The sequence below is a fragment of the Mesorhizobium sp. M0664 genome, from assembly GCF_040320565.1.
In the GTDB taxonomy this organism is placed as follows: Bacteria; Pseudomonadota; Alphaproteobacteria; order Rhizobiales; family Rhizobiaceae; genus Mesorhizobium.
In genome coordinates, this window is the sequence record NZ_JAMYPW010000024.1 from 1 (window position 1) to 19,347 (window position 19,347).

The following is a 19,347-nucleotide window of genomic DNA, read 5'->3' on the forward strand; positions in this document are numbered from 1 at the left end:
CCTCGCACACCTGTTCGCGATGTCTCCGGTCCAAACACCCCCTTGAGGGGGAGATGTCCGGCAGGACAGAGGGGGGCGCGAAGGAACGCGGTTTTGATCGTTATCGCCAGGACCCTCATGAACTGGGATGATGCCCGTATCTTCCTTGCCGTAGCGCGGGCCGGCCAGATCCTCGGCGCCGCCAGGCGGCTGGAGCTTAATCACGCGACCGTCTCGCGCCGCATTGCCGCCCTCGAGGCAGCGCTCAGGACAAAACTGTTTCGCCGGCTTACCACCGGCAGCGAGCTGACGCCGGCGGGCGAGCGTTTCCTCGAGATTGCCGAACGCATGGAGGGCGACATGATCGCCGCGCGCTCGACCGTTTCAGGCGAAGGCGACGACATCTCGGGCACCGTGCGCATCGGCGCGCCGGACGGCTTTGGCGTCGCCTTCCTGGCCAGGCGCCTCGGCGCGCTGACCGCTCTGCACCGTGAGCTCACCATCCAGCTGGTGCCGGTGCCACGCTCCTTCTCTTTGTCCCGGCGCGAGGCTGACATTGCCATCACCGTCGAACGGCCGACGGAAGGCCGCCTGGTGGCGGGAAAGCTGGTCGACTACACGCTCGGCCTGTTCGCGTCGCGTGCCTACGCCGACACCCATGGCCTGCCCGGAACCGCCGCCGAGCTAGGCCAGCATACGCTGATCGGCTACGTGCCGGACCTGATCGTCAGTCCCTCGCTCGACTACGCGGCCGAATTCAGCCCCGACTGGCGGACCAGCTTCGCCATTTCCTCCGCGCTCGGCCAGGCCGAAGCGGTGCGTTCCGGCGCCGGCATCGGCATCCTGCACACCTTCGTTGCCCGCTCGATGCCGGAGCTGGTGCCTCTCGATATCGTCGCACCCATCCGCCGCGCCTACTGGCTGGTCTATCATGAATCGGTCAGGCCGCTGCGCCGCGTCCAGGTCGTCGCGAGCTTCATTACCAAGGCCGTCGAACGGGACAGGGGTTTGTTCGCGTGAGCCTGCCGGCCGCTGGCTGTCTTAGCTGGTGGGCGTCTTACTTGGCGTATCGTCCGGGCCCGAGATCGCCGACGTCGATGTCGGGCACCCGGCTGGAGATGATGTCGGCCAGAACTTTGGCCGAGCCGCAGGCCATGGTCCAGCCGAGTGTGCCATGGCCAGTGTTGAGATAGAGATTGGAGAAATCGGTGCGGCCGATCAGCGGCGGCCCGTCCGGTGTCATCGGCCGCAGCCCGCACCAGAAGGTCGCCGATCGCATGTCGCCGCTGCCCGGAAACAGGTCGCCGACCGAATGTTCGAGCGTGCGGCGCCGCGATTCATGCAGCCGCAGGTCGAAGCCGGAAATCTCCGCCGTGCCGCCGACCCGGATACGGTCGCCGAGCCGGGTGATCGCTACTTTGTAGCTCTCGTCCATCACGGTCGAGACCGGTGCAGCGGCGGCGTCCTTGATCGGCAGGGTGATCGAATAGCCCTTGACCGGGTAGACCGGGATGGGCCGCTTCAGCATGCGCATGAACCGTGCCGAATAGCTGCCCATCGCCATCACATAGGCATCGGCGACCATCCAGCCCTTGCTGGTGCTGATGTTGGTGATGCGATCGCGCTTCTTGACGACGCGCCGTATCTCCGTGTCGTATTCGAAGGTGACGCCGCGTGCTGCGCAAAGCTCGGCAAGCCTGTCGGTGAACATCTTGCAGTCGCCGGTTTCGTCGCCGGGCAACCGCAGGCCACCGACGAATTTTTCGCGCACGCCGGCCAGCCCAGGCTCGGCCGCAATGCAGCCGTCGGGGTCGAGGACCTCGTAGGGGACGCCATAGGCCTTCAGCACCTCGACATCGCCGCCGACGCCGTCGAGCTGCTTTTGCGTTCGGAAGAGCTGCAGCGTGCCCTTGGCGCGCTCGTCATAGGCGATGCCGGTCGCCTCGCGCAGCGCCTTCAGCGTGTCGCGGCTGTACTCGGCCAGCGGCACCATGCGCGCCTTGTTCAGCGCGTAGCGTTCAGCCGTGCAATTGCGCAGCATCTTGACCAGCCATATCCACATATGCGGATCGAGGGCCGGTCGCACCACCAGTGGACCGTGCTTCATCAAAAGCCATTTGATGGCTTTCAGCGGAACGCCGGGCCCGGCCCAGGGCGAGGCATAGCCGGGCGAGATCTCGCCGGCATTGGCAAAGCTGGTTTCCAGCGCCGGGCCTTTCTGGCGATCGATCACCGTCACCTGATGACCGGCCTCGGCAAGAAAATAGGCGGTGGTGACCCCGATCACGCCGCCGCCCAGCACGAAGATCTTCATCGTTTGGTTCTCCGCGGCGGCATCTCGTCGGGATTCGAGACCGGGATCATCGCCGCCTCATGTCTGCCGGATTCTGTGGCGTCAGCCAAGTGCCGATGCTTAGGGAAAAGACATGCGTGAGGACAACAACCTTGCGTCCTAGCCATTCACATAGCGCCGGTGGAAACGGTGGCCGAGGCTGGTCAAGACCTCATAGCCGATGGTGCCGGCCTGGCCGGCTACCTGGTCCACCGTCTGCGACGACGGTCCGATGAGTTCGACGAGGTCGCCGGCCTTCAGCCTGCCGGGCGGCAATGCGGAAATGTCGAGGATGATCGAATCCATCGAAACCCGGCCGACGAAGGGCAGCCGCACATTTTCGAGCCAGGCGGCGGAAGCGGCGCGTCGATGCCAGCCATCGCCGTAGCCGAGCGAAATCGTCGCCGCGGCAAGCGGGGCCTTGGCGTGGAAAGTGTGACCGTAGCCGACACCGGCGCCGGCCTCCAATATCCGCGTCTGGATGACCTTGGCCTGCAATCGCACCACCGGCAGCATCGGATTGTCCTTCGCCGGCGTCGGATTGACACCATAGAGAGCGGCACCCGGACGAACGAGGTCGTAGTGATAGCGCTGCCCGAGAAAAATGCCTGATGAATTGGCAAGGGAAGCCGGCGCTTCCGGCAGCATCCGGCGCAGCCGTTCGAATTCCAGCCGCTGCCGCTCGTTGGCCGGCTGCTCGGGTTCATCGGCGCAGGCGAGATGGCTCATCACGAAGGTCAGTTCGACACCGTCGAAAGCCTGCGGATCCTGCGCAACTGCCTTCACCTCGGATGGCGTCATGCCGAGCCGCGACATGCCGCTGTCGACCTGGAGGGCGGCCGGCAACTTACGGCCCACCCGCCCGGCCATCTCGCGCCATGCCGCGAGTTGGCTGGCGCTGTTGAGTACGGTGCAAAGCCCTGCCACAACCGCTTCCGTTTCCGCACCCGGCGGAATGCCGTTCAGCACATAAATGGCCGGATCTGAGCCGAGCGCCTTGCGCAGCAAGATGCCGCCGGCCAAATGCGCAACAAAGAAAGTATTACAGCCCTCACCCATCAGCGCCGCCGCCACCGGCGCCGCGCCAATCCCATAGCCGTCGGCCTTGACCACTCCAGCACAGCCGACGCCGCCCAGCCGCGCCTTCAGCCGCCGGTAGTTCTCACGGACGGCGCCGAGATCGATGGTCAGGATCGCCCCTGCCGCGGCTTCGCTGATCGGTTCGCTCAGGGTGACGGTCGGCGGAAGAGATTTGCTGGAGATGTTGTTCATGCCGACCTGTTTTAACGGAAGGCCGGCGGCTACGCCACCAGGTGCCGGAACGCCGCCACCACGTCTTCGTAGACCTTGCGCTTGAACGGCACGATCAGGCCCGGCAATTCCAGCATCGGCCGCCACGCCCACCGGTCGAACTCGGCCTTGTGGCCACCCGGCGGCGGATTGATCGCGATCTCGCTTTCGTCGCCGTGGAAACGGAAGGCAAACCATTTCTGCGTCTGGCCGCGATATCGTCCCTTGAAGGCGACGCCGACCAGATGCGCCGGCAGGTCGTATTTGATCCAGTGCGGCGCCTCGGCCAGCAGCGACACCGAGCGCATGCCGGTCTCTTCGTAAAGTTCACGCGCCGCCGCGGGCAGCGGCTCCTCGCCATCATCGATGCCGCCCTGCGGCATCTGCCAGAGCTGCGTCGTTCCAGCGAATTCGCTGTCCGGCTCGGCAATGCGACGGCCGACCCAGACCAGGCCGGCCTCATTGAGGACCATCACCCCTATGCAGGGCCGGTAGGGCAGCGTCTCGGGCTCAACGAGCTTGTTCTTTGTCATCTCAGCCTTTTTCCGGATCTATGGCCACCGCCGAAACCGGCACGATCTCGATGCCGCGCTTCTTGGCCTCGGTCACCCAGGAAGACACGGTATCCACCGTCAGGTCGAAAGCCGAGCCGATGCCGACGGCAAATCCTTTCGTCCGTGCCGTCGCTTCCAGCCCATCCAGTTTCTTCAATATGGCGCCGCGGTCCTGCACCGCATCGATCGCCGTATCGCCGCCGACGAACGGCACGCCGTCCTTCAGCGCCAGTTCGGGTGCCAGGCTGCGCGCCGACGAACCGTCGTCGACATAGGCCAGACCACGCTTGCCAAGCTCGGCCATCAACGGCCCCATCGCCGTCGCGTCGGCCGAAAAGCGGGCGCCCATATAGTTCATGACGCCGGTGTAGTTGGTCGTTCGCGACAGCGCCCAGCGTAAATTCTTCAAATTCTCGTCCGGCGTTGCAGCCACGGTCAGCGTGTTACGGCCGGGATTGACGTTCGGATAGTCGAACGGCTCAAGCGGTACCTGCATGATGACCTCATGGCCGCTCTGCCGCGCCACCTGCATCCAGCGGCCGATGCTGTTGCCTTGCGGCGCGAAGGCCAGCGTCACTTCCGCCGGCAGCTTGGCGATGGCTGCCTGCGTGCCGGTCTGCGACACGGCAAGCCCGCCGATGACGAGCGCGACGCGTGCACCGCGAGCCCCGGACCACGGCCGCGCATAGACATCGAACGGGCGCCTGCCGTCGGCGGCGCGGATCGGCAACGGACCGGTTTCGCTGGCCTCGACCAGCGCCTTGTCGGGAATATGCGCGATCCTGAGGTTCTGGCCGATCGTCGAAGGGTCGCGAATGACTATGGCCGCCTCGGGTGGAGCGTCGCCCCCCTCGGTCTGGACATGGATGATCTGCGGACCGCCCGTCTTCGGCCCGCTTATGTTGGTCCCGCTTGCGTTGCTTGGCGCAGCCATTTCGGGTGTCGCCTTGGCGGGCGCGGCGGCGGTATCCGCCGCCGGCGTCTTCGGCGTCGAAACGGCTGCTTCTTGCAGCTTCCGGAACGGCTTGTCTCGCAAGGCGATGGCGCTGGAGACGCCGACCACGGACAGCACGACAAGCGCGGCCGCGACCGTACCGGCGCTGATCCCGCTGCCTGAGCGCGGCAGCCGGATCGCCTGTCCGAGAGGTCGTTCTATGTCCTTGCCGATATCAGCCAAGCCCGCATCCCCGGCGCGCATCCCCGAAGTGAAACCTTCTCCGGAGGCGCAAAATCCAAAATGTCGGCGCGTCCCCTTGCTTCACTGGACGCGCAGCATGCCGGCCGCGGCCCCCGAATCAAACTGCCGGAGCCTCGCGGCCCCGGCAGCATCGCATCGCTTCGCCCAGGCAGCCAGACCTGTTTGGCCCGGCTTGCCTGCCCTTACTGGTTCAACACGGCCTTTTGCGGATTCGGCGGGAACGCCGGATCCGTCTTCTGGCCGCGCAGCAGCTGCTCGGCATAGATGAGCTGCAAATCGTCCTTCGGTTCCGGCGGCACATAGGCTGCCGAACCCGAACCGGTCGTGCTTTCGTCGGCGCCCTTGATATGGCCCTTGAGGTCAGATTCGCCGCGCGTCAGGTCCCTGCCCTGCAGTTCCGCCGGCAGCGGCTGGTCGACCTTGATGTCGGGCGTGATGCCCTTGCCCTGGATCGACTTGCCGGACGGCGTGTAATAGAGCGCCGTCGTCAGCCGCAGCGCCCCGTTCTCGCCAAGCGGGATGATGGTCTGCACCGAACCCTTGCCGAAGGATTGCGTGCCGACCACCGTGGCGCGGCGCAGATCCTGCAGTGCGCCGGCGACGATTTCCGAGGCACTGGCCGAGCCGCCATTGACGAGCACGATCAGCGGCTTGCCGCCGATGTCGTCGCCGGCCCGCGCGTCGAAGCGGGTGACGTCCTTCGGGTCGCGGCCGCGCGTCGAGACGATCTCGCCACGGTCGAGGAAGGCATCCGACACGCTCACCGCCTGGTCGAGCAAACCGCCCGGATTGAGGCGCAGGTCGAGCACGTAGCCCTTGAGCTTGTCGTTCGGCACCTGCTTCTTGATGGTGTCGATGGCATTCTCGAGGTCGTCATAGGTTTTTTCGGTAAAGGAGGTGATCTTCATGTAGCCGATGTCGTTTTCGACCCGGAACTTGACCGCCTTGACCTTGATGATGTCGCGCACGACCGTCAGTTCGATCGGCTTGTCGGCGCCCTGGCGCAGGATGGTGAGCTTGATCGGCGTATTGACCAGCCCGCGCATCTTCTCGACGGCGTCGTTGAGCGTCAGGCCGCGGACCTCCTCGCCGTCGATCTTGGCGATATAGTCGCCGGCGAGCACGCCTGCCTTGGCGGCCGGCGTATCGTCGATCGGCGTGATCACCTTGACCAGGTCGTTCTCCATGGTGACCTCGATGCCGAGGCCGCCGAATTCGCCCTTGGTCTGCACGCGCATGTCCTGCGCTTCTTCGGCATTCATGTAGGAGGAGTGCGGGTCGAGCGACGACAGCATGCCGTTGATGGCATTTTCAACCAGCGACTTGTCGTCGGGCGGCGTCACATAATTCGCCCGCACCCGTTCGAAGATATCGCCGAAGATCGCCAGTTGCTTATAGGTCTCGGAGCCCGCAGCTTTCGCTGTCGAGCCGGGCGCGCCATAGACCAGGCTCATCGCCGATGCACCCATCAGCGCACCGGCAAACAGAAGCGACAGTTTCCGCATCATTCACGTCCTTCCAGAAAAACGGTCCGCCCACCATGGGGCCGGATCGACGGGTTTTCCATCCTTGCGGAACTCGACATAGAGCTCCGGCGTGGCATTTCCATTCTTCGATGCCGAGGTGCTCGCCACCCGGGCCTCTCCCATCGCGCCGACCGGCTCACCTGCGAGCACCGACTGGCCAGACGCGACGCTGATTCTGCTCATCCCCGCCAGGACGACATGATAGCCGTCACCCGCATTCAGGATCAAGAGTTGACCGTAAGAGCGGAAAGGCCCCGCATAAAGCACATTTCCATCCGCCGGCGCTGTGACGATGGCTCCCGATTGTGTCGCAACCATGTCACCGAGCATCATCGCGCCGTTACCGTCGTCGGCCCCGAAGCGCCGCTTGATCCTGCCGGTGACCGGCAGCGCGATCTGCCCTTGAAGCGCGGAAAACGGCGCGGCAGCGGTGAGCCTGTTGCTCTCCGGCACCGGCAGCGAGGCCAATTCCGTCGGCGCCGCAGCCGATACCGGGCCCTTGTCGGCGTCGGCCGTCTTTTGCTCGGCTGCCTTGGCCGCATCCGCCGCCTTGCGGGCTCTGTCGGCCTCGAGCGAGGCGATCAGTTCTTTCAGGCTGCCGGCCTTGGCCGCCAGCGTCGCGGACCGCTGCTTTTCGACGGCCAGCGCGGTTTGCGTATCGGCGGCGAGCTTCTGCTTCGCTTCGAGCAGCATGCCGAGCCGCTTTTTTTCCGCCGCCTGCTCGCCGACAGCTGCCGTCAGCCGCGCCCGCTCGGCCTCGATCGAGGCCGTCACCCGCGACTGCTCCTTGAGGTCGGCCAGCAACATGTCGGTCTGCTGGCGCAGTTCCGGCACCACGGCACCGAGCAGGATGGCGCTGCGCACCGACGACAATGCGTCCTCCGGCTTGACCAGGATCGCCGGCGGCGGATTGAGCCCCATGCGCTGCAGCGCGCCGAGGACTTCGGCCAGAACGTCGCGTCTGGCGGCCAGTGAGGCGCGGATCTTCTGCCCCTGCGCCTTCAGCCCTTCCAGCTTGCCGCCGATGTCCTCGATGTCCTGGCCGAGCTTCTGCTCGGTCATCGCCGACTGGATCAGCGCCGCGGTGATCGAGGCGTGGTCCTTCTTGACCGCCGCTATGTCGGCTGCGAGCTTGGCCAGCCGCTCGGACGACAGCGTGATCTCTTTCGATACTTTTTCGTATTCGGCGCGGCTCTGGTCCGGGTCGGGCGCCAGGTCGAGCGTGTTCTCGGCCCGCGCGACGCCGAGCGAAAGCGCGATCGTCGCCACGGCGATGCCGTAGCGCACGCGCCAGGAGCCCGTTCGTGATTTCCAGTCTTCAGACATTGAAGCCTAACTCTATGCGCGGCTTCGTTAACGAACCATCAACCATGTTCGAGCCCCGGCCGCCATCCGCAAACCCCATGAGCCCAAACTGTCGATGAGCATTGGGGCAAAAATCCGGGCGGCTGGCATCAATTCGCCGACGGAGCCGACTTCATGAACGATGGTAGGGGTGACCGGAAAGGATCGTGGCCGCCCGGTAAAGCTGCTCGCCCAGCATCACGCGGACCAGCTGATGCGGCCAGGTAAGCGCGCCGAGCGACACCGTCAGATCAGCCAGGTCGCGCAGTGACTGGTCATGGCCGTCGGCGCCGCCAATGGCGATCACCAGCGCCTTGCGCCCGCCATCGCGCAGCGAACCTATGCGGCCGGCGAAATCCTCGGAGGAAAGGTTCTTGCCGCGCTCATCCAGCAGCATCAGCGCCGTGCCCGGTTGCAAGTGCGTCTGCAGCTTCTGGCCTTCCTCGCGCCGGCGCTCATCGGCCGTCTGCGCGCGACCTTCCGCAATCTCGACGATCCCAGCGAATTCGAGGCCTACGGCAGGACCGCTCCTGGCAAAACGCTCGAAATAGCGGTCGGCCAACTGCTTCTCGGGGCCGGCTTTCATTCGGCCCACGGCATGAACCGTAATCTTCATCCCTGCCTCGAAGAGCCGCTGATGCATGTCGGACGACGACATGCATCAAGACGAGTACGGCTCAGTGGAGGGTCTCCTCCTCGAGATCAGGCGCCTGCCACATCTTTTCGAGATTGTAGAAGTCGCGGACCTCGGGACGGAAGACATGGACGATGATGTCGCCCGAATCGATCAGGACCCAGTCGGCGCCAGCCAGCCCCTCGACGCGCGCAGTGCCGAGCCCGGCATCCTTGAGCGCCTTAAGGAGATGATCGGCAACAGCCGAGACATGACGGTGCGATCGGCCAGACGCGACGACCATGTAGTCGCCGAGGCTCGATTTCCCCTGAATGTCGATTGAGACGATATTTTCGGCCTTGGAGTCTTCCAGACTGGCAAGGACTGTCTTGATGGCGCGGGACACGGCGTCGTTTACGCTGATCCCGGCCGGCGAAGGCACGATGTCGGCCTTCTTCCGCAGTGCTGTTCTCAGTGTATTTCCTTTCGCAGCAAGAACAACCAAATCACCTCTGAAATCAGGTGACACTGCTTAGATAGGCAGAGTTAGGTTGCAGTTTCAAGACACCGCTCGCAAGCAGGCACCCGGCAGCGGCCGAATATCCGGCTTTTCGGGCCAGAAAATCGGAACCGCCTCGCCCCGCAGCGGTTATCGGCTCATCCACGAACCGGAATCCCGACATGCCGATCGATCCCCAGAACGCCCTCCTCACCGTGCAATCCGGCCTGGCGCAACTCAGCACGCTGATCGTCTCCTACTCGCTTTCGGCGGTCGGCGCCGTCATCCTGCTGGTCATCGGCTACATCGTCGCCGGCCTCGCCGAGCGTTCGATCTATGCCGGCCTCGGCCATATCAGCGGCTTCGACGAAACGCTCCGCCATTTCTTCTCGCAGGTCGTCCGCTACGCCATCCTGGGACTGGTCGTGATCATGGTTCTCGGCCAGTTCGGCGTGCAGACGGCTTCGATCATTGCCGCTATCGGTGCCGCCGGCCTGGCCATCGGCCTGGCGCTGCAAGGCACGCTGCAGAACATTGCCGCCGGCATCATGCTCCTGGCGCTGCGGCCGTTCCGCATCGGCGAATATGTCGAAGTCGGCGCGATATCCGGCACCGTCGAGGAGATCGGGCTGTTTGCCACAACGCTGAGGACGGTCGAAGGCGTCTACGTGCTTGCACCCAACTCGACCCTGTGGAACCAGCCGGTCCGCAACTTCACCCGCAACGGTGTGCGGCGCGGCGACATCACGCTCAGCATCGGCTCCTGGAACGACATCGATTTTGCGCAGAAGACCATGCTTGGCGTTGCCGCCGCCGACCGGCGCGTCAGGCGGCAGCCTGCGCCGATCGCCTTTGTCGCGACCGTCGGCGACAGCACCGTCGCCATCAGCTTGCGCTACTGGACGGCGGCTGCCGATTTCTTCGCCGCCCAGATCGACCTCACCAAAGGGGTCAAGCAGGCGTTCGATGCCGAAGGTCTTTCAATTCCGGCGCCGGCGCCGCAAGCGCCGCAGCCGGAGGCCTCAGCCACGCAGCAATAGAGCGTTGCAGCCAGCTGGCAGGATGCCCCTCAAAGCTCTCCGCGCCCGCGCTGATCTTCAGGCGCGAAGGCGAGATCGACAGGCAACGGCGCCTGCGCCGTCATTGGCGCGAAACTGCCGGTCTCGGTGGCGGGCACCGGCCGCACCATGACGACGCGCCAGAGAACGAACAGGCAGTAGGCGGCGGCAATGACGATTGCCACATAGATGAAGGCCTGCGTGCCGTAGACGGCGGAAAGTCCGGTCACAATGCCGGGTACGACGAAGCCGGAAAGCGACCAGGCAAACAAAAGCGAGCTCGACAGCGCCACCATGTCGTCCTTGCCGGCGCGGTCACCGGCATGGGCGCTGGCCAGCGAGTAGATCGATTCCGAGGCGCCGTCCCAGACCACATAGATGACAAGCAGAGCCGCCAGCGCGCCGCCGTCGAAACCGAGGGCAAACAGGCCCGCCGCGGCGGCAAGCGCCGACGCCGCGATCAGCACAAAGCGCCGGTCGGTGCGGTCGGAAATCCAGCCGAGCGGAATCTGCAGGATCAGCGTGCCGACCGGCATTGCCGAAAGCAGCAAGGCGACGTCGGCCTGGCTGTAGCCCTTGGTCGTGGCATGGATCGGCGCAAAACCCGAGATCGTCATCGACAGGCCGCCGACGGCAAGCATGCCGGCAACGCCGACCGGGGAGATCCGCCAGGCGCGGCCGAGCGCCACGGACGCCGCTTGCGGCGCCGGCGGCTGCGCGAGCCGCGTCAGCCCGACGGGAAGGATCGACAGCGCGGTAAAGGCAATGCCGATCAGCGGCGCATCGGCCGCGCGGATATCGATCAACGCCAGCGTCGAATAACCGACGCCGAGCCCGGCGACATAGGCAACGTAGAAGATGGCCATGACCCGGCCGCGGATGGCGTTGGCGACGACATCGTTCAGCCAGCTCTGCGCGACGATGAACAGGCCGCATATGGCAAAGCCGTAGAGTGCCCGTGCAGCGATCCATGGCAAGGGGTGCGGCCCGGCGCCGACCGCGGCGTTGGACAGCACGATCAGTGCCGACAGCACCATGAACACGCGGGCATGGCCGACACGCCGCACCAGCGGCCCGGTCAGGATGCAACCGGCAAGGCCGCCAGCCGAAAGGCCGGTGACGATCAGCCCCGCCCATGTCGGATCGAAGCCCTCGGCGCCGAGCCGGACTGGGATATAGGCGAACATCAGCCCATTGCCGACGGCGATCAGCGCCATCGACAAAAGGATGCTGGCAATGGCGATCGACGGCGCCGGCTGCCTTAGGCCGCTCTTGTCCTGGTCGCGCTCGAGAATCGTCATGACCGAGGATCGCCCATCAAGCAGGTCAAGGCAGCGGCAAAAGCGACATCACCGGACTTGCCTTCTCCCCTTGTGGGAGAAGGTGGATCGGCGCGCAGCGCCGAGACGGATGAGGGGTGCTGGAAGAAATGCAGCGTAAAAAGACCGACGGATTTTAAGTGCTTAGTTCTTCAAGCTAGCGATCATTCCAGCACCCCTCATCCGACCGAGCTTCGCTCGGCCACCTTGTCCCACAGGGGGGAGAAGGAGACTCCTATCCCTTTGCCACCTTGCGGATCGCGCTCGACGACAGCGACGAACGCGGGCCGTGGATGAAGGTCCAGGCCGGCGCCGTCATGCGGGCGAGCCGCGGTGCGTCGCCCTCGTCGACGCGAGCATAGTCGAAGGTCTTGGCGACCACCGACGACAGGAACGACAGCGTCGCACCTGGCCGGTCGACCACCGCGATCGGGAACGTCATGACGATGCGGCGCCAGCGCTGCCAGCGGTGGAAGTCGCGAAGCGAGTCGGCGCCCATGATCCAGACAAAATCGACGCCCGGGTTACGCGCCTTGACCAGCGCCAGCGTGTCGGCGGTGAAGCGGACGCGGTGGGCCGCCTCGAATGCGGTGACCTTGATCTTCGGGTTCTTGGCGATCTTTTCGGATAGCTGCAGCCGCTCGGCCAGCGGCGCCAGGTCTCCGGCATTCTTGAGCGGATTGCCGGGCGTCACCATCCACCACAGCTGATCGAGCGCAAGGCGTCTGAGTGCGATCTCGGCGACCAGCGCATGGCCGGCATGCGGCGGGTTGAACGAACCGCCGAACAGCCCGACCGCCACGCCTTTCCCGGCATGCGGCATGTGCAGATAGTGGGAGGATACGGATTCCTTACCCTCCCCCTTGTGGGGAGGGTCGATCCGCGAAGCGGAGCGGGGTGGGGGTGTTGCAGAGTTCAGCGTCGCACCCCCACCCGGCTCGCGATGCTCGCCACCCTCCCCACAAGGGGGAGGGTAAGACCGGCGCTCAAGGCCTCACCTGTCCCGACCCGCGTACGCGGTATTTGAACGAGGTCAGTTGCTCGACGCCGACCGGCCCGCGTGCATGCATCTTGCCGGTGGCGATGCCGATCTCGGCGCCCATGCCGAACTCGCCGCCATCGGCAAACTGGGTCGAGGCGTTGTGCAGAAGGATCGCCGAATCGACCTCGTTGAAGAACCGGTCGACCGCTGTGGCGTCCTCGGCGATGATCGCCTCGGTGTGATGCGAGGAAAACGTCTCGATATGCTCGATGGCGCCGCCAATGCCGTCGACCAGCTTCACCGCAATGATGGCATCGAGATACTCGGTCACCCAGTCTGCATCGGTCGCGGGCTGGGCATCGGCATAAAGCCTCAGCGCCTCGGCATCGGCATGGATCTCGCAGCCTGCCGCCCGCAAGGCCTCGAGGATCGGCACCAGGTGCGTGCCGGCGGCGGCACGGTCGACCAGCAGCGTCTCGGCAGCACCGCACACCCCGGTGCGCCGCATCTTGGCATTGACCGCGATCTTGACCGCCATGTCGAGATCAGCCGATCGGTCGATATAGAGATGGCAGATGCCCTCGAGATGCGCGAAGACCGGCACCCGTGCCTCGTTCTGCACACGCTCGACCAGGCTGCGGCCGCCGCGCGGAATGATGACCTCGAGATTGCCGGAAAGTCCTTTCAGCATTTCGCCGACGGCGGCGCGATCGGTGGTCGGCACCAATTGTATGGCATCCTCCGGCAGCCCGGCTGCCTTCAGCCCCTCGACCAGGCAGGCATGGATAGCGGCGGAAGAATTCGCCGAATCCGAGCCGCCGCGCAGGATCACCGGATTGCCCGCCTTGAGGCAGAGCGCGCCGGCATCGGCGGTCACGTTAGGCCGGCTCTCATAGATGACGCCGACGACGCCGAGCGGCGTGCGCACCCGTTCGATATGCAACCCGTTCGGCCGGTCCCATGCGGCAATGACATCGCCGACCGGATCGCGTAACCCGGCGATCTCGCTGATACCGTCTGCCATGGCGCGGATGCGGGCGGGATCGAGCTTCAGCCGATCCATCGACGCTGCCGATAGGCCAGCCTCCCTGCCATTTCTGATGTCGATGGCATTGGCGTCGAGGATGTCCTGCTCATGCCGAAGGATCGCCTGAGCCATGCCGAACAGCGCCGCGTGCTTGCGCTCGGCCGCAGCTATGGCCAGCGGGCGGGCCGCGGCACGCGCGCGGCGGCCGATATCGGCCATCAGCGCCACGGTATCATCCCGGGATTTTTCATGCAGCGTCAGCATGGCTCATCCTCCGCTATGTAACCTGGTCACCGACTACTTGCTCGCCACCGGCATGGCTCACCACAAGATCGTCGCGGTGGATCATCGCCGAACGCGCCTCGTAGCCGAGCACCGTTTCGATCTCGGTCGTCTTCAGGCCAGCGATCCTTACGGCATCGGCGGCATCATAGGCAACCAGCCCGCGCGCGATCTCGCGGCCCTCGGGCGACAGGATCGCCACCGTGTCGCCACGCGCAAAATTGCCGCTGACCAGTTTGACGCCGGCCGGCAGCAGCGACTTGCCCGAGAGCAGCGCGCCGATGGCGCCGGCATCGACGGTCAGCCGGCCGGCCGGTTCGAGCTGCCCGGCGATCCAGGTCTTGTAGCCCTTGACCGGATTGGCGCTCGGCCGGAAGAAGGTGGCGCGCTCGCCGCGCTCGATTGCCAGCAACGGCGACAGCCGCGTGCCTGATGTGATGATCATGGCGGTGCCGGCGGCGGTCGCGATCTTGCCGGCGTCGAGCTTGGTGCGCATGCCGCCGCGCGACAATTCCGAAGCAGCGGCACCCGCCATCGCCTCGATGTCAGGGGTGATGCGGTCGACGACCGGAATGAACCGGGCTTGCGGGTCGCGCGCCGGCGGCGCCGTGTAGAGCCCGTCAATGTCGGAAAGCAGCACCAAAAGATCGGCGCCCATCATGGTGGCGACGCGCGCCGCCAGGCGGTCGTTGTCGCCATAGCGGATTTCGGAGGTGGCCACCGTATCGTTCTCGTTGATGACCGGCACCGCCTTCATTTTGAGCAGTGTCGAGATCGTCGCCCGTGCGTTGAGATAGCGGCGACGCTCTTCGGTGTCGCCGAGCGTCAGCAGGATCTGGCCCGATTTCAAGCCATTCTTGCCGAGCGCATCCGACCAGGCGCCGGCCAATGCGATCTGCCCGACGGCGGCCGCCGCCTGGCTCTCCTCGAGCTTCAGCGCCCGCTTGCCGAGACCGAGGATGGTGCGGCCAAGTGCAATCGCCCCGGAAGACACGACGAGAATTTCGGCGCCGCCACTGGCCAGCATGGCGATGTCGTCGGCAAGCGAGGCCAGCCAGTCGCGCTTCAGGCCCGTCGTGCGGTCGACAAGCAGCGCCGAGCCGATCTTGACGGCAATGCGCCGATAATTTTTCAGCGATTGCGCGGCCATGGCTATGTGTTCCAGCGCGTCTCGACCGGCGCAGCGACCGCCTCGCGTGCATCGGCCACCACAGCGATCAGCGCGCGCAACACCGCCTCGACGCCTTCGCCGGTGACCGCCGAAAGCAGCATCGGCGCGCGGCCGGCGGCACGTTTCAGCGAGGCGGTCTTTTTCTTGCGTGCGTCGGCATCGAGTATGTCGACCTGGGAAAGCGCGACGATTTCGACCTTGTCGGTCAGCCCATTGCCGTAGGCTTCGAGCTCGGCACGCACGGTCTTGTAGGCATTGGCCGGATTTTCTTCCTGCGCCGAGACAAGATGCAGAAGGACACGCGTGCGCTCGACATGGCCAAGGAAGCGGTCGCCGATGCCGACACCTTCATGCGCGCCTTCGATCAGGCCCGGGATATCGGCAATGACGAATTCGCGACCGTCGATGCGGGCCACGCCAAGGCCGGGATGCAGCGTGGTGAAGGGATAGTCGGCGATCTTCGGCTTGGCCGCGGTGACCGCCGCCAGGAAGGTCGACTTGCCGGCGTTGGGCAGCCCGACGAGGCCGGCATCGGCGATCAGCTTCAGCCTGAGCCAGATGTTGAGCTCTTCGCCCGGCAGTCCGGGATTGGCGCGGCGCGGCGCCTGGTTGGTCGAGGTCTTGAAGTGCTGGTTGCCGAAGCCGCCATTGCCGCCCTTGGCCAAAAGAAAGCGCTGGCCGACGACCGTGAGATCGCAGATCAGCGTCTCATTGTCCTCGGCAAAGACCTGCGTTCCGGCCGGCACTTTCAGCGTCACGTCGGCACCCTTGGCGCCAGTCATGTTGCGGCCCATGCCGTGCGTGCCGGTCTTGGCCTTGAAATGCTGCTGATAGCGATAGTCGATCAGCGTATTCAGCCCATCGACCGCCTCGACCCAGACATCGCCGCCGCGGCCACCGTCGCCGCCGTCGGGGCCGCCGAACTCGATGAACTTTTCGCGCCGGAACGACACCGAACCGGCGCCGCCGTCGCCGGAGCGGATGTAGACCTTGGCTTGATCGAGAAATTTCATCGGATTGTATGGTTTCTGTTATTGGCTTTGCGGGATTGCTCTAAAGCAAGGCGGGACGAAGGGCGAGGGCCGTTTTTGCTACTGTAACGTCGCGCGTAGCTCTGGACGCGTAGCATTTGGTTGACCCTTGCCGAAAATCGATCTTCGGCTTTCCAAGCGCGAGATGTCGGAATGAAACTGGTAACTTACAATATCCACTACGGCGTCGGTCTCGACGCCCGCTACGATGTCGGCCGTATCGCCGATGCCGTGCGCGGCGCCGACGTGATCGCGCTGCAGGAGGTCACCCGCGCCAACCCGAAGAATGGCGGCCGCGACATGGTGGCCGACCTCGGCGAGGCGCTGCCCGACTATTTTGCCGTCTACGGCAGCAATTTCGAAGCCGACGCCGGCTCGCGCCTGGAGAACGGCCGCGCCATCACGACCACCTTCCAGCTCGGCAACATGGTGCTGTCGAGGACGCCGATCCATCTGTCGCGCAATCTCCTTTTGCCGCGCAGCCGCAGTGTCGAAGCGATGAACTTCCAGCGCGGCGCGCTGGAGGCGCTGATCGAAACGCCGCTTGGTCCGATCCGCTTCTATTCCACCCATCTCGACCATCGCAGCCCGGTTGAACGGCTGAGCCAGATCCGCTTTCTGCGCCAGCGCCTGTTGAACTACCCGCTCGAGGGCGGCGGGCTCTCCGGCGTCGCCGAGATCGGCTTGCCGGACCTGCCTTGTCCCGAAGCCTTCGTCGTCATGGGCGACTTCAACATGCTGGCCGGATCGCCGGAACATGTCGAACTCGCCGGTCAGGCTGACCATGAATTCGGCATGCCGGTGACCGCCGACCTCGCCATCGATGCTGCCACCCGCCTCGGCGCTGGCGGCGCCGATCTCGTCACCTGGGTCGACCCCAAGCGGCCGGACGATACCAGCCGCTACAAGCGCATCGACTACATCTTCACCAGCGCCTCGCTTGCCAAGTCGCTGAAGCGCCTGTGGGTCGACCGGCAAGCGGCCGGTTCGGATCACTTGCCGGTCTGGCTCGAGATGACGTGAGCCGCACCCATCAAAAATGCACCCAGTTCCGCAGGCTGGTCCAGGTCTTGCGATCGAGGCGGTAGCGTTCGACCGGCACCTGACCGGCAACGATCGAGTTCAGCATGCCCTGGCCGGCATACTGGAAGCCGCATTTGTGGATGACCCGGCGCGAGGCCGGATTGATAACCCGCGTCGAGGCGTGCAGCACCTGGATCGTGGTTCTCTGGAAGGCAAGGTCGACCAGTGCGTGCGCTGCTTCCGTCGCGTAGCCGCGTTTCCAGTGCGGCTCGCCGATCCAGTAGCCGAGCTCCAGCCCACGATCCGTGGTGTTGAGCCCGGCACAGCCGACGAAGGTCTCGGTGCCGGCCAGCGTCAGCGCATAGGCGATTCCGGCCCGGCGCGATGCCGTCATGGCCAGGAAAGCGCGTGCCTCGGCCTCGCCATAGGGATGCGGCATGCGAGCCAGCATTTCCGCGACATGGCGGTTGTCGGCGAGCGCCACCAATTGCTCGATGTCGCTTTCACGCGGGGCACGCATGACCAGCCGCTCGGTCGCGAGCACCGGGCAATCTATCGTGTAACTTTCGTCGTCTGAGTCTTCCGCTTCGGCAACCATATCAAAGTCCTCCAGGCACAAGAAAAAGGGGAGATGGAAACCCATCTCCCCTGATCCATTTCCTGGCTTGGCCAGACACCGGTCCCGAGATGGGTGCCGGTGTTCTCGTGCGGAACCGGCTACTCCGCTGCCTTCGTCATCGGGTTCACCGATACGTAGGTTCGGCCATTGGCTTTTTTGTTGAAGGTGACTGCGCCAGCTTCGAGCGCAAACAGCGTGTGGTCCGTGCCAATGCCGACATTGGTGCCGGGATGCCACGTCGTGCCACGCTGACGAATGATGATGTTGCCCGGAATCACGGCTTCGCCGCCGAACTTCTTCACGCCGAGCCGCTTGGAATGGGAGTCGCGACCATTGCGCGACGATCCGCCAGCTTTCTTGTGTGCCATCTAACTACTCCGATGCGCCGCGAGGCGCCTAAACGATCTTATGAACGCGTTCGCGTTCCGTTTCAAGTCCGATCCGGCGACGATTGCGTCGGTTCGTTCTACTTCTTCGCCAATTCCTTGGCCTGCTCACGCCAGTCCTTGATCTGGTCGGCGCTGAACGGCATGTGCTCGTCGATCTTGGCGACGTCCTTGTCGGACAGCTTGGCGATCTGGGCAAAGGTGGTGATGCCCTGTTCGTTGAGCTGGCCGGCGGCGACCGGGCCGATGCCCTTGATCACGGTCAGGTCGTCCGGCTCGCCCTTCGGCGCCTTGAACAACGGTGCGGCGGCTTCGGCAGCCTTGTCCTCGGTCGTCTCGGCCTTGGCTTCCTTCTTCGGCGCAGCCTCTGCCTTCACTGCTGCCTTCGGCGCGGCTTCAGCCTTCGCCTCGGTCTTGGCTGCAACTTCAGCCTTCGCTTCGGTCTTGGCGGCGGCCTTCTTCGCCGGCTTGGCGCCACCCAGCAGGATCTCGGCGATCCTGACGGTGGTCAAAAGCTGGCGATGGCCGATCTTGCGGCGCGAATTCTGCCGGCGGCGCTTCTTGAAGGCGATGACGGTACGGTTCTTGCCCTGCTCGACGACTTCGGCGGTGACCATCGCACCATCGACGAACGGCGCACCGAATGTGACGTTCTCGCCTTCGCCATGCGCGAGCACGTTACCGATCTCGACGATGTCGCCGACATTGGCTTCGAGTTTTTCGATCTTCAGGAGATCGTTGGCGGCAACGCGATACTGCTTGCCGCCCGTTTTGATGACTGCGAACATTTTTTGCCTTTCGCTGTTCGGTCGGCCTTGATGAACCGCTTCAGGCGGTTCGGCCGTCTTTTTGTCAGTCTGCGGGTTCAAAAAACAAGCGGCGCGGAAGATCCCTCCACGCCGATTGCGCGCTGTCCCTAACCGAAGGTTCGGCTTGAGTCAAGGCAAGCGCCGCGGGCAAGCTGCGAATGGGTTGAGCCCAGACCTTGCAAATATCGAGCAGTGACCACCGGAGCCTCGAAGAAGCACGGACAGAAGCTGCGGCGCCGGGGCAGATTGGCCCTTGTAACCTGCCTGTCCAGCCGTTATCTAGTGCGCCGCGCCGGCAACGGCGG

The 19,347-nt window shown here is 64.8% G+C and carries 18 protein-coding genes and 1 pseudogene; 3 read left to right on the top strand and 16 right to left on the bottom strand.

Annotation, left to right across the window (positions count from 1 at the left end):
* Window positions 1-117: 117 nt before the first annotated feature.
* Window positions 118-999, top strand: coding sequence for a LysR family transcriptional regulator (locus NKI39_RS20535; RefSeq protein ID WP_352613322.1), 882 nt, complete (start codon window positions 118-120; stop codon window positions 997-999).
* A gap of 37 nt (window positions 1,000-1,036) precedes the next feature.
* Here NKI39_RS20535 and NKI39_RS20540 read toward each other — a convergent pair.
* From NKI39_RS20540 to rsfS, 8 genes and pseudogenes are all read right to left on the bottom strand, one after another.
* Window positions 1,037-2,314 (bottom strand): annotated as a pseudogene (locus NKI39_RS20540) (D-amino acid dehydrogenase); the annotation flags it as partial.
* Window positions 2,315-2,431: 117 nt separating this feature from the next.
* Window positions 2,432-3,583 carry an alanine racemase gene (alr, locus tag NKI39_RS20545; RefSeq protein WP_352833988.1) on the bottom strand — a complete coding sequence of 384 codons (1,152 nt, stop codon included), beginning with the start codon at window positions 3,581-3,583 and terminating at the stop codon, window positions 2,432-2,434.
* Window positions 3,584-3,612: 29 nt separating this feature from the next.
* The gene (locus tag NKI39_RS20550) at window positions 3,613-4,134 is read right to left on the bottom strand and encodes an RNA pyrophosphohydrolase (protein WP_352833990.1); all 522 of its coding nucleotides are present in this window, start codon (window positions 4,132-4,134) and stop codon (window positions 3,613-3,615) included.
* Window position 4,135: 1 nt separating this feature from the next.
* On the bottom strand, window positions 4,136-5,332 hold the full coding sequence (locus tag NKI39_RS20555; protein ID WP_352833992.1) for a divergent polysaccharide deacetylase family protein: 1,197 nt from the start codon (window positions 5,330-5,332) through the stop codon (window positions 4,136-4,138).
* A 203-nt stretch (window positions 5,333-5,535) separates the two neighbouring features.
* Window positions 5,536-6,861 carry a S41 family peptidase gene (locus tag NKI39_RS20560; protein WP_023678065.1) on the bottom strand — a complete coding sequence of 442 codons (1,326 nt, stop codon included), beginning with the start codon at window positions 6,859-6,861 and terminating at the stop codon, window positions 5,536-5,538.
* Window positions 6,862-8,205, bottom strand: a complete 1,344-nt coding sequence (locus NKI39_RS20565) for a murein hydrolase activator EnvC family protein (protein ID WP_352817575.1) — start codon at window positions 8,203-8,205, stop codon at window positions 6,862-6,864.
* A 151-nt stretch (window positions 8,206-8,356) separates the two neighbouring features.
* Window positions 8,357-8,839, bottom strand: a complete 483-nt coding sequence (gene rlmH / locus NKI39_RS20570; protein WP_352833994.1) for a 23S rRNA (pseudouridine(1915)-N(3))-methyltransferase RlmH — start codon at window positions 8,837-8,839, stop codon at window positions 8,357-8,359.
* Between the two features lie 61 nt (window positions 8,840-8,900).
* A complete protein-coding gene (rsfS, locus tag NKI39_RS20575; protein ID WP_023678068.1) occupies window positions 8,901-9,278 on the bottom strand; it encodes a ribosome silencing factor in 378 nt (125 codons plus the stop codon).
* A gap of 239 nt (window positions 9,279-9,517) precedes the next feature.
* On the opposite strand from rsfS, the gene NKI39_RS20580 reads away from it, so the two are divergent.
* Window positions 9,518-10,375 (top strand): mechanosensitive ion channel family protein, encoded by an 858-nt coding sequence (locus NKI39_RS20580; protein WP_352471253.1) that lies wholly within the window; start codon window positions 9,518-9,520, stop codon window positions 10,373-10,375.
* Between the two features lie 29 nt (window positions 10,376-10,404).
* Here the strand turns inward: NKI39_RS20580 and NKI39_RS20585 are convergent, their stop codons facing one another.
* The 5 genes from NKI39_RS20585 to obgE all read right to left on the bottom strand — a co-directional run bounded on the left by NKI39_RS20585 (window position 10,405) and on the right by obgE (window position 16,187).
* The gene (locus tag NKI39_RS20585; protein ID WP_352833997.1) at window positions 10,405-11,694 is read right to left on the bottom strand and encodes an MFS transporter; all 1,290 of its coding nucleotides are present in this window, start codon (window positions 11,692-11,694) and stop codon (window positions 10,405-10,407) included.
* A gap of 253 nt (window positions 11,695-11,947) precedes the next feature.
* The gene (locus NKI39_RS20590) at window positions 11,948-12,535 is read right to left on the bottom strand and encodes a nicotinate-nucleotide adenylyltransferase (protein WP_031212055.1); all 588 of its coding nucleotides are present in this window, start codon (window positions 12,533-12,535) and stop codon (window positions 11,948-11,950) included.
* Between the two features lie 163 nt (window positions 12,536-12,698).
* Entirely contained in the window at window positions 12,699-13,985 is a 1,287-nt protein-coding gene (locus tag NKI39_RS20595; protein ID WP_023678072.1) for a glutamate-5-semialdehyde dehydrogenase, read from the bottom strand.
* 13 nt (window positions 13,986-13,998) lie between these two features.
* A complete protein-coding gene (proB, locus tag NKI39_RS20600; RefSeq protein WP_352834000.1) occupies window positions 13,999-15,153 on the bottom strand; it encodes a glutamate 5-kinase in 1,155 nt (384 codons plus the stop codon).
* A gap of 2 nt (window positions 15,154-15,155) precedes the next feature.
* Complete coding sequence (gene obgE / locus NKI39_RS20605; protein WP_352450880.1) at window positions 15,156-16,187, bottom strand: GTPase ObgE; 1,032 nt, start codon at window positions 16,185-16,187, stop codon at window positions 15,156-15,158.
* Window positions 16,188-16,358: 171 nt separating this feature from the next.
* On the opposite strand from obgE, the gene NKI39_RS20610 reads away from it, so the two are divergent.
* Window positions 16,359-17,228, top strand: coding sequence for an endonuclease/exonuclease/phosphatase family protein (locus NKI39_RS20610; RefSeq protein WP_352834002.1), 870 nt, complete (start codon window positions 16,359-16,361; stop codon window positions 17,226-17,228).
* Between the two features lie 10 nt (window positions 17,229-17,238).
* Here NKI39_RS20610 and NKI39_RS20615 read toward each other — a convergent pair whose 3' ends face one another.
* The 3 genes from NKI39_RS20615 to NKI39_RS20625 form a co-directional block, all read right to left on the bottom strand.
* Entirely contained in the window at window positions 17,239-17,826 is a 588-nt protein-coding gene (locus NKI39_RS20615) for a GNAT family N-acetyltransferase (protein WP_352834005.1), read from the bottom strand.
* A 119-nt stretch (window positions 17,827-17,945) separates the two neighbouring features.
* Window positions 17,946-18,215, bottom strand: a complete 270-nt coding sequence (gene rpmA, locus NKI39_RS20620) for a 50S ribosomal protein L27 (protein ID WP_023678077.1) — start codon at window positions 18,213-18,215, stop codon at window positions 17,946-17,948.
* A gap of 98 nt (window positions 18,216-18,313) precedes the next feature.
* Window positions 18,314-19,021, bottom strand: a complete 708-nt coding sequence (locus tag NKI39_RS20625) for a 50S ribosomal protein L21 (protein WP_352834007.1) — start codon at window positions 19,019-19,021, stop codon at window positions 18,314-18,316.
* Window positions 19,022-19,347: the final 326 nt, after the last annotated feature.

Excerpts from the sequence above, each read along its gene's own strand:
- NKI39_RS20585 (WP_352833997.1), bottom strand. The coding sequence starts at position 11,694 with ATGACGATTCTCGAGCGCGACCAGGACAAGAGCGGCCTAAGGCAGCCG.
- NKI39_RS20615 (WP_352834005.1), bottom strand. The coding sequence starts at position 17,826 with ATGGTTGCCGAAGCGGAAGACTCAGACGACGAAAGTTACACGATAGAT.
- rlmH (WP_352833994.1), bottom strand. The coding sequence starts at position 8,839 with ATGAAGATTACGGTTCATGCCGTGGGCCGAATGAAAGCCGGCCCCGAG.
- NKI39_RS20625 (WP_352834007.1), bottom strand. The coding sequence starts at position 19,021 with ATGTTCGCAGTCATCAAAACGGGCGGCAAGCAGTATCGCGTTGCCGCC.
- NKI39_RS20595 (WP_023678072.1), bottom strand. The coding sequence starts at position 13,985 with ATGCTGACGCTGCATGAAAAATCCCGGGATGATACCGTGGCGCTGATG.
- proB (WP_352834000.1), bottom strand. The coding sequence starts at position 15,153 with ATGGCCGCGCAATCGCTGAAAAATTATCGGCGCATTGCCGTCAAGATC.
- alr (WP_352833988.1), bottom strand. The coding sequence starts at position 3,583 with ATGAACAACATCTCCAGCAAATCTCTTCCGCCGACCGTCACCCTGAGC.
- NKI39_RS20610 (WP_352834002.1), top strand. The coding sequence starts at position 16,359 with ATGAAACTGGTAACTTACAATATCCACTACGGCGTCGGTCTCGACGCC.
- obgE (WP_352450880.1), bottom strand. The coding sequence starts at position 16,187 with ATGAAATTTCTCGATCAAGCCAAGGTCTACATCCGCTCCGGCGACGGC.
- NKI39_RS20535 (WP_352613322.1), top strand. The coding sequence starts at position 118 with ATGAACTGGGATGATGCCCGTATCTTCCTTGCCGTAGCGCGGGCCGGC.
- NKI39_RS20565 (WP_352817575.1), bottom strand. The coding sequence starts at position 8,205 with ATGTCTGAAGACTGGAAATCACGAACGGGCTCCTGGCGCGTGCGCTAC.
- NKI39_RS20550 (WP_352833990.1), bottom strand. The coding sequence starts at position 4,134 with ATGACAAAGAACAAGCTCGTTGAGCCCGAGACGCTGCCCTACCGGCCC.
- rpmA (WP_023678077.1), bottom strand. The coding sequence starts at position 18,215 with ATGGCACACAAGAAAGCTGGCGGATCGTCGCGCAATGGTCGCGACTCC.
- NKI39_RS20560 (WP_023678065.1), bottom strand. The coding sequence starts at position 6,861 with ATGATGCGGAAACTGTCGCTTCTGTTTGCCGGTGCGCTGATGGGTGCA.
- NKI39_RS20590 (WP_031212055.1), bottom strand. The coding sequence starts at position 12,535 with ATGCCGCATGCCGGGAAAGGCGTGGCGGTCGGGCTGTTCGGCGGTTCG.
- NKI39_RS20580 (WP_352471253.1), top strand. The coding sequence starts at position 9,518 with ATGCCGATCGATCCCCAGAACGCCCTCCTCACCGTGCAATCCGGCCTG.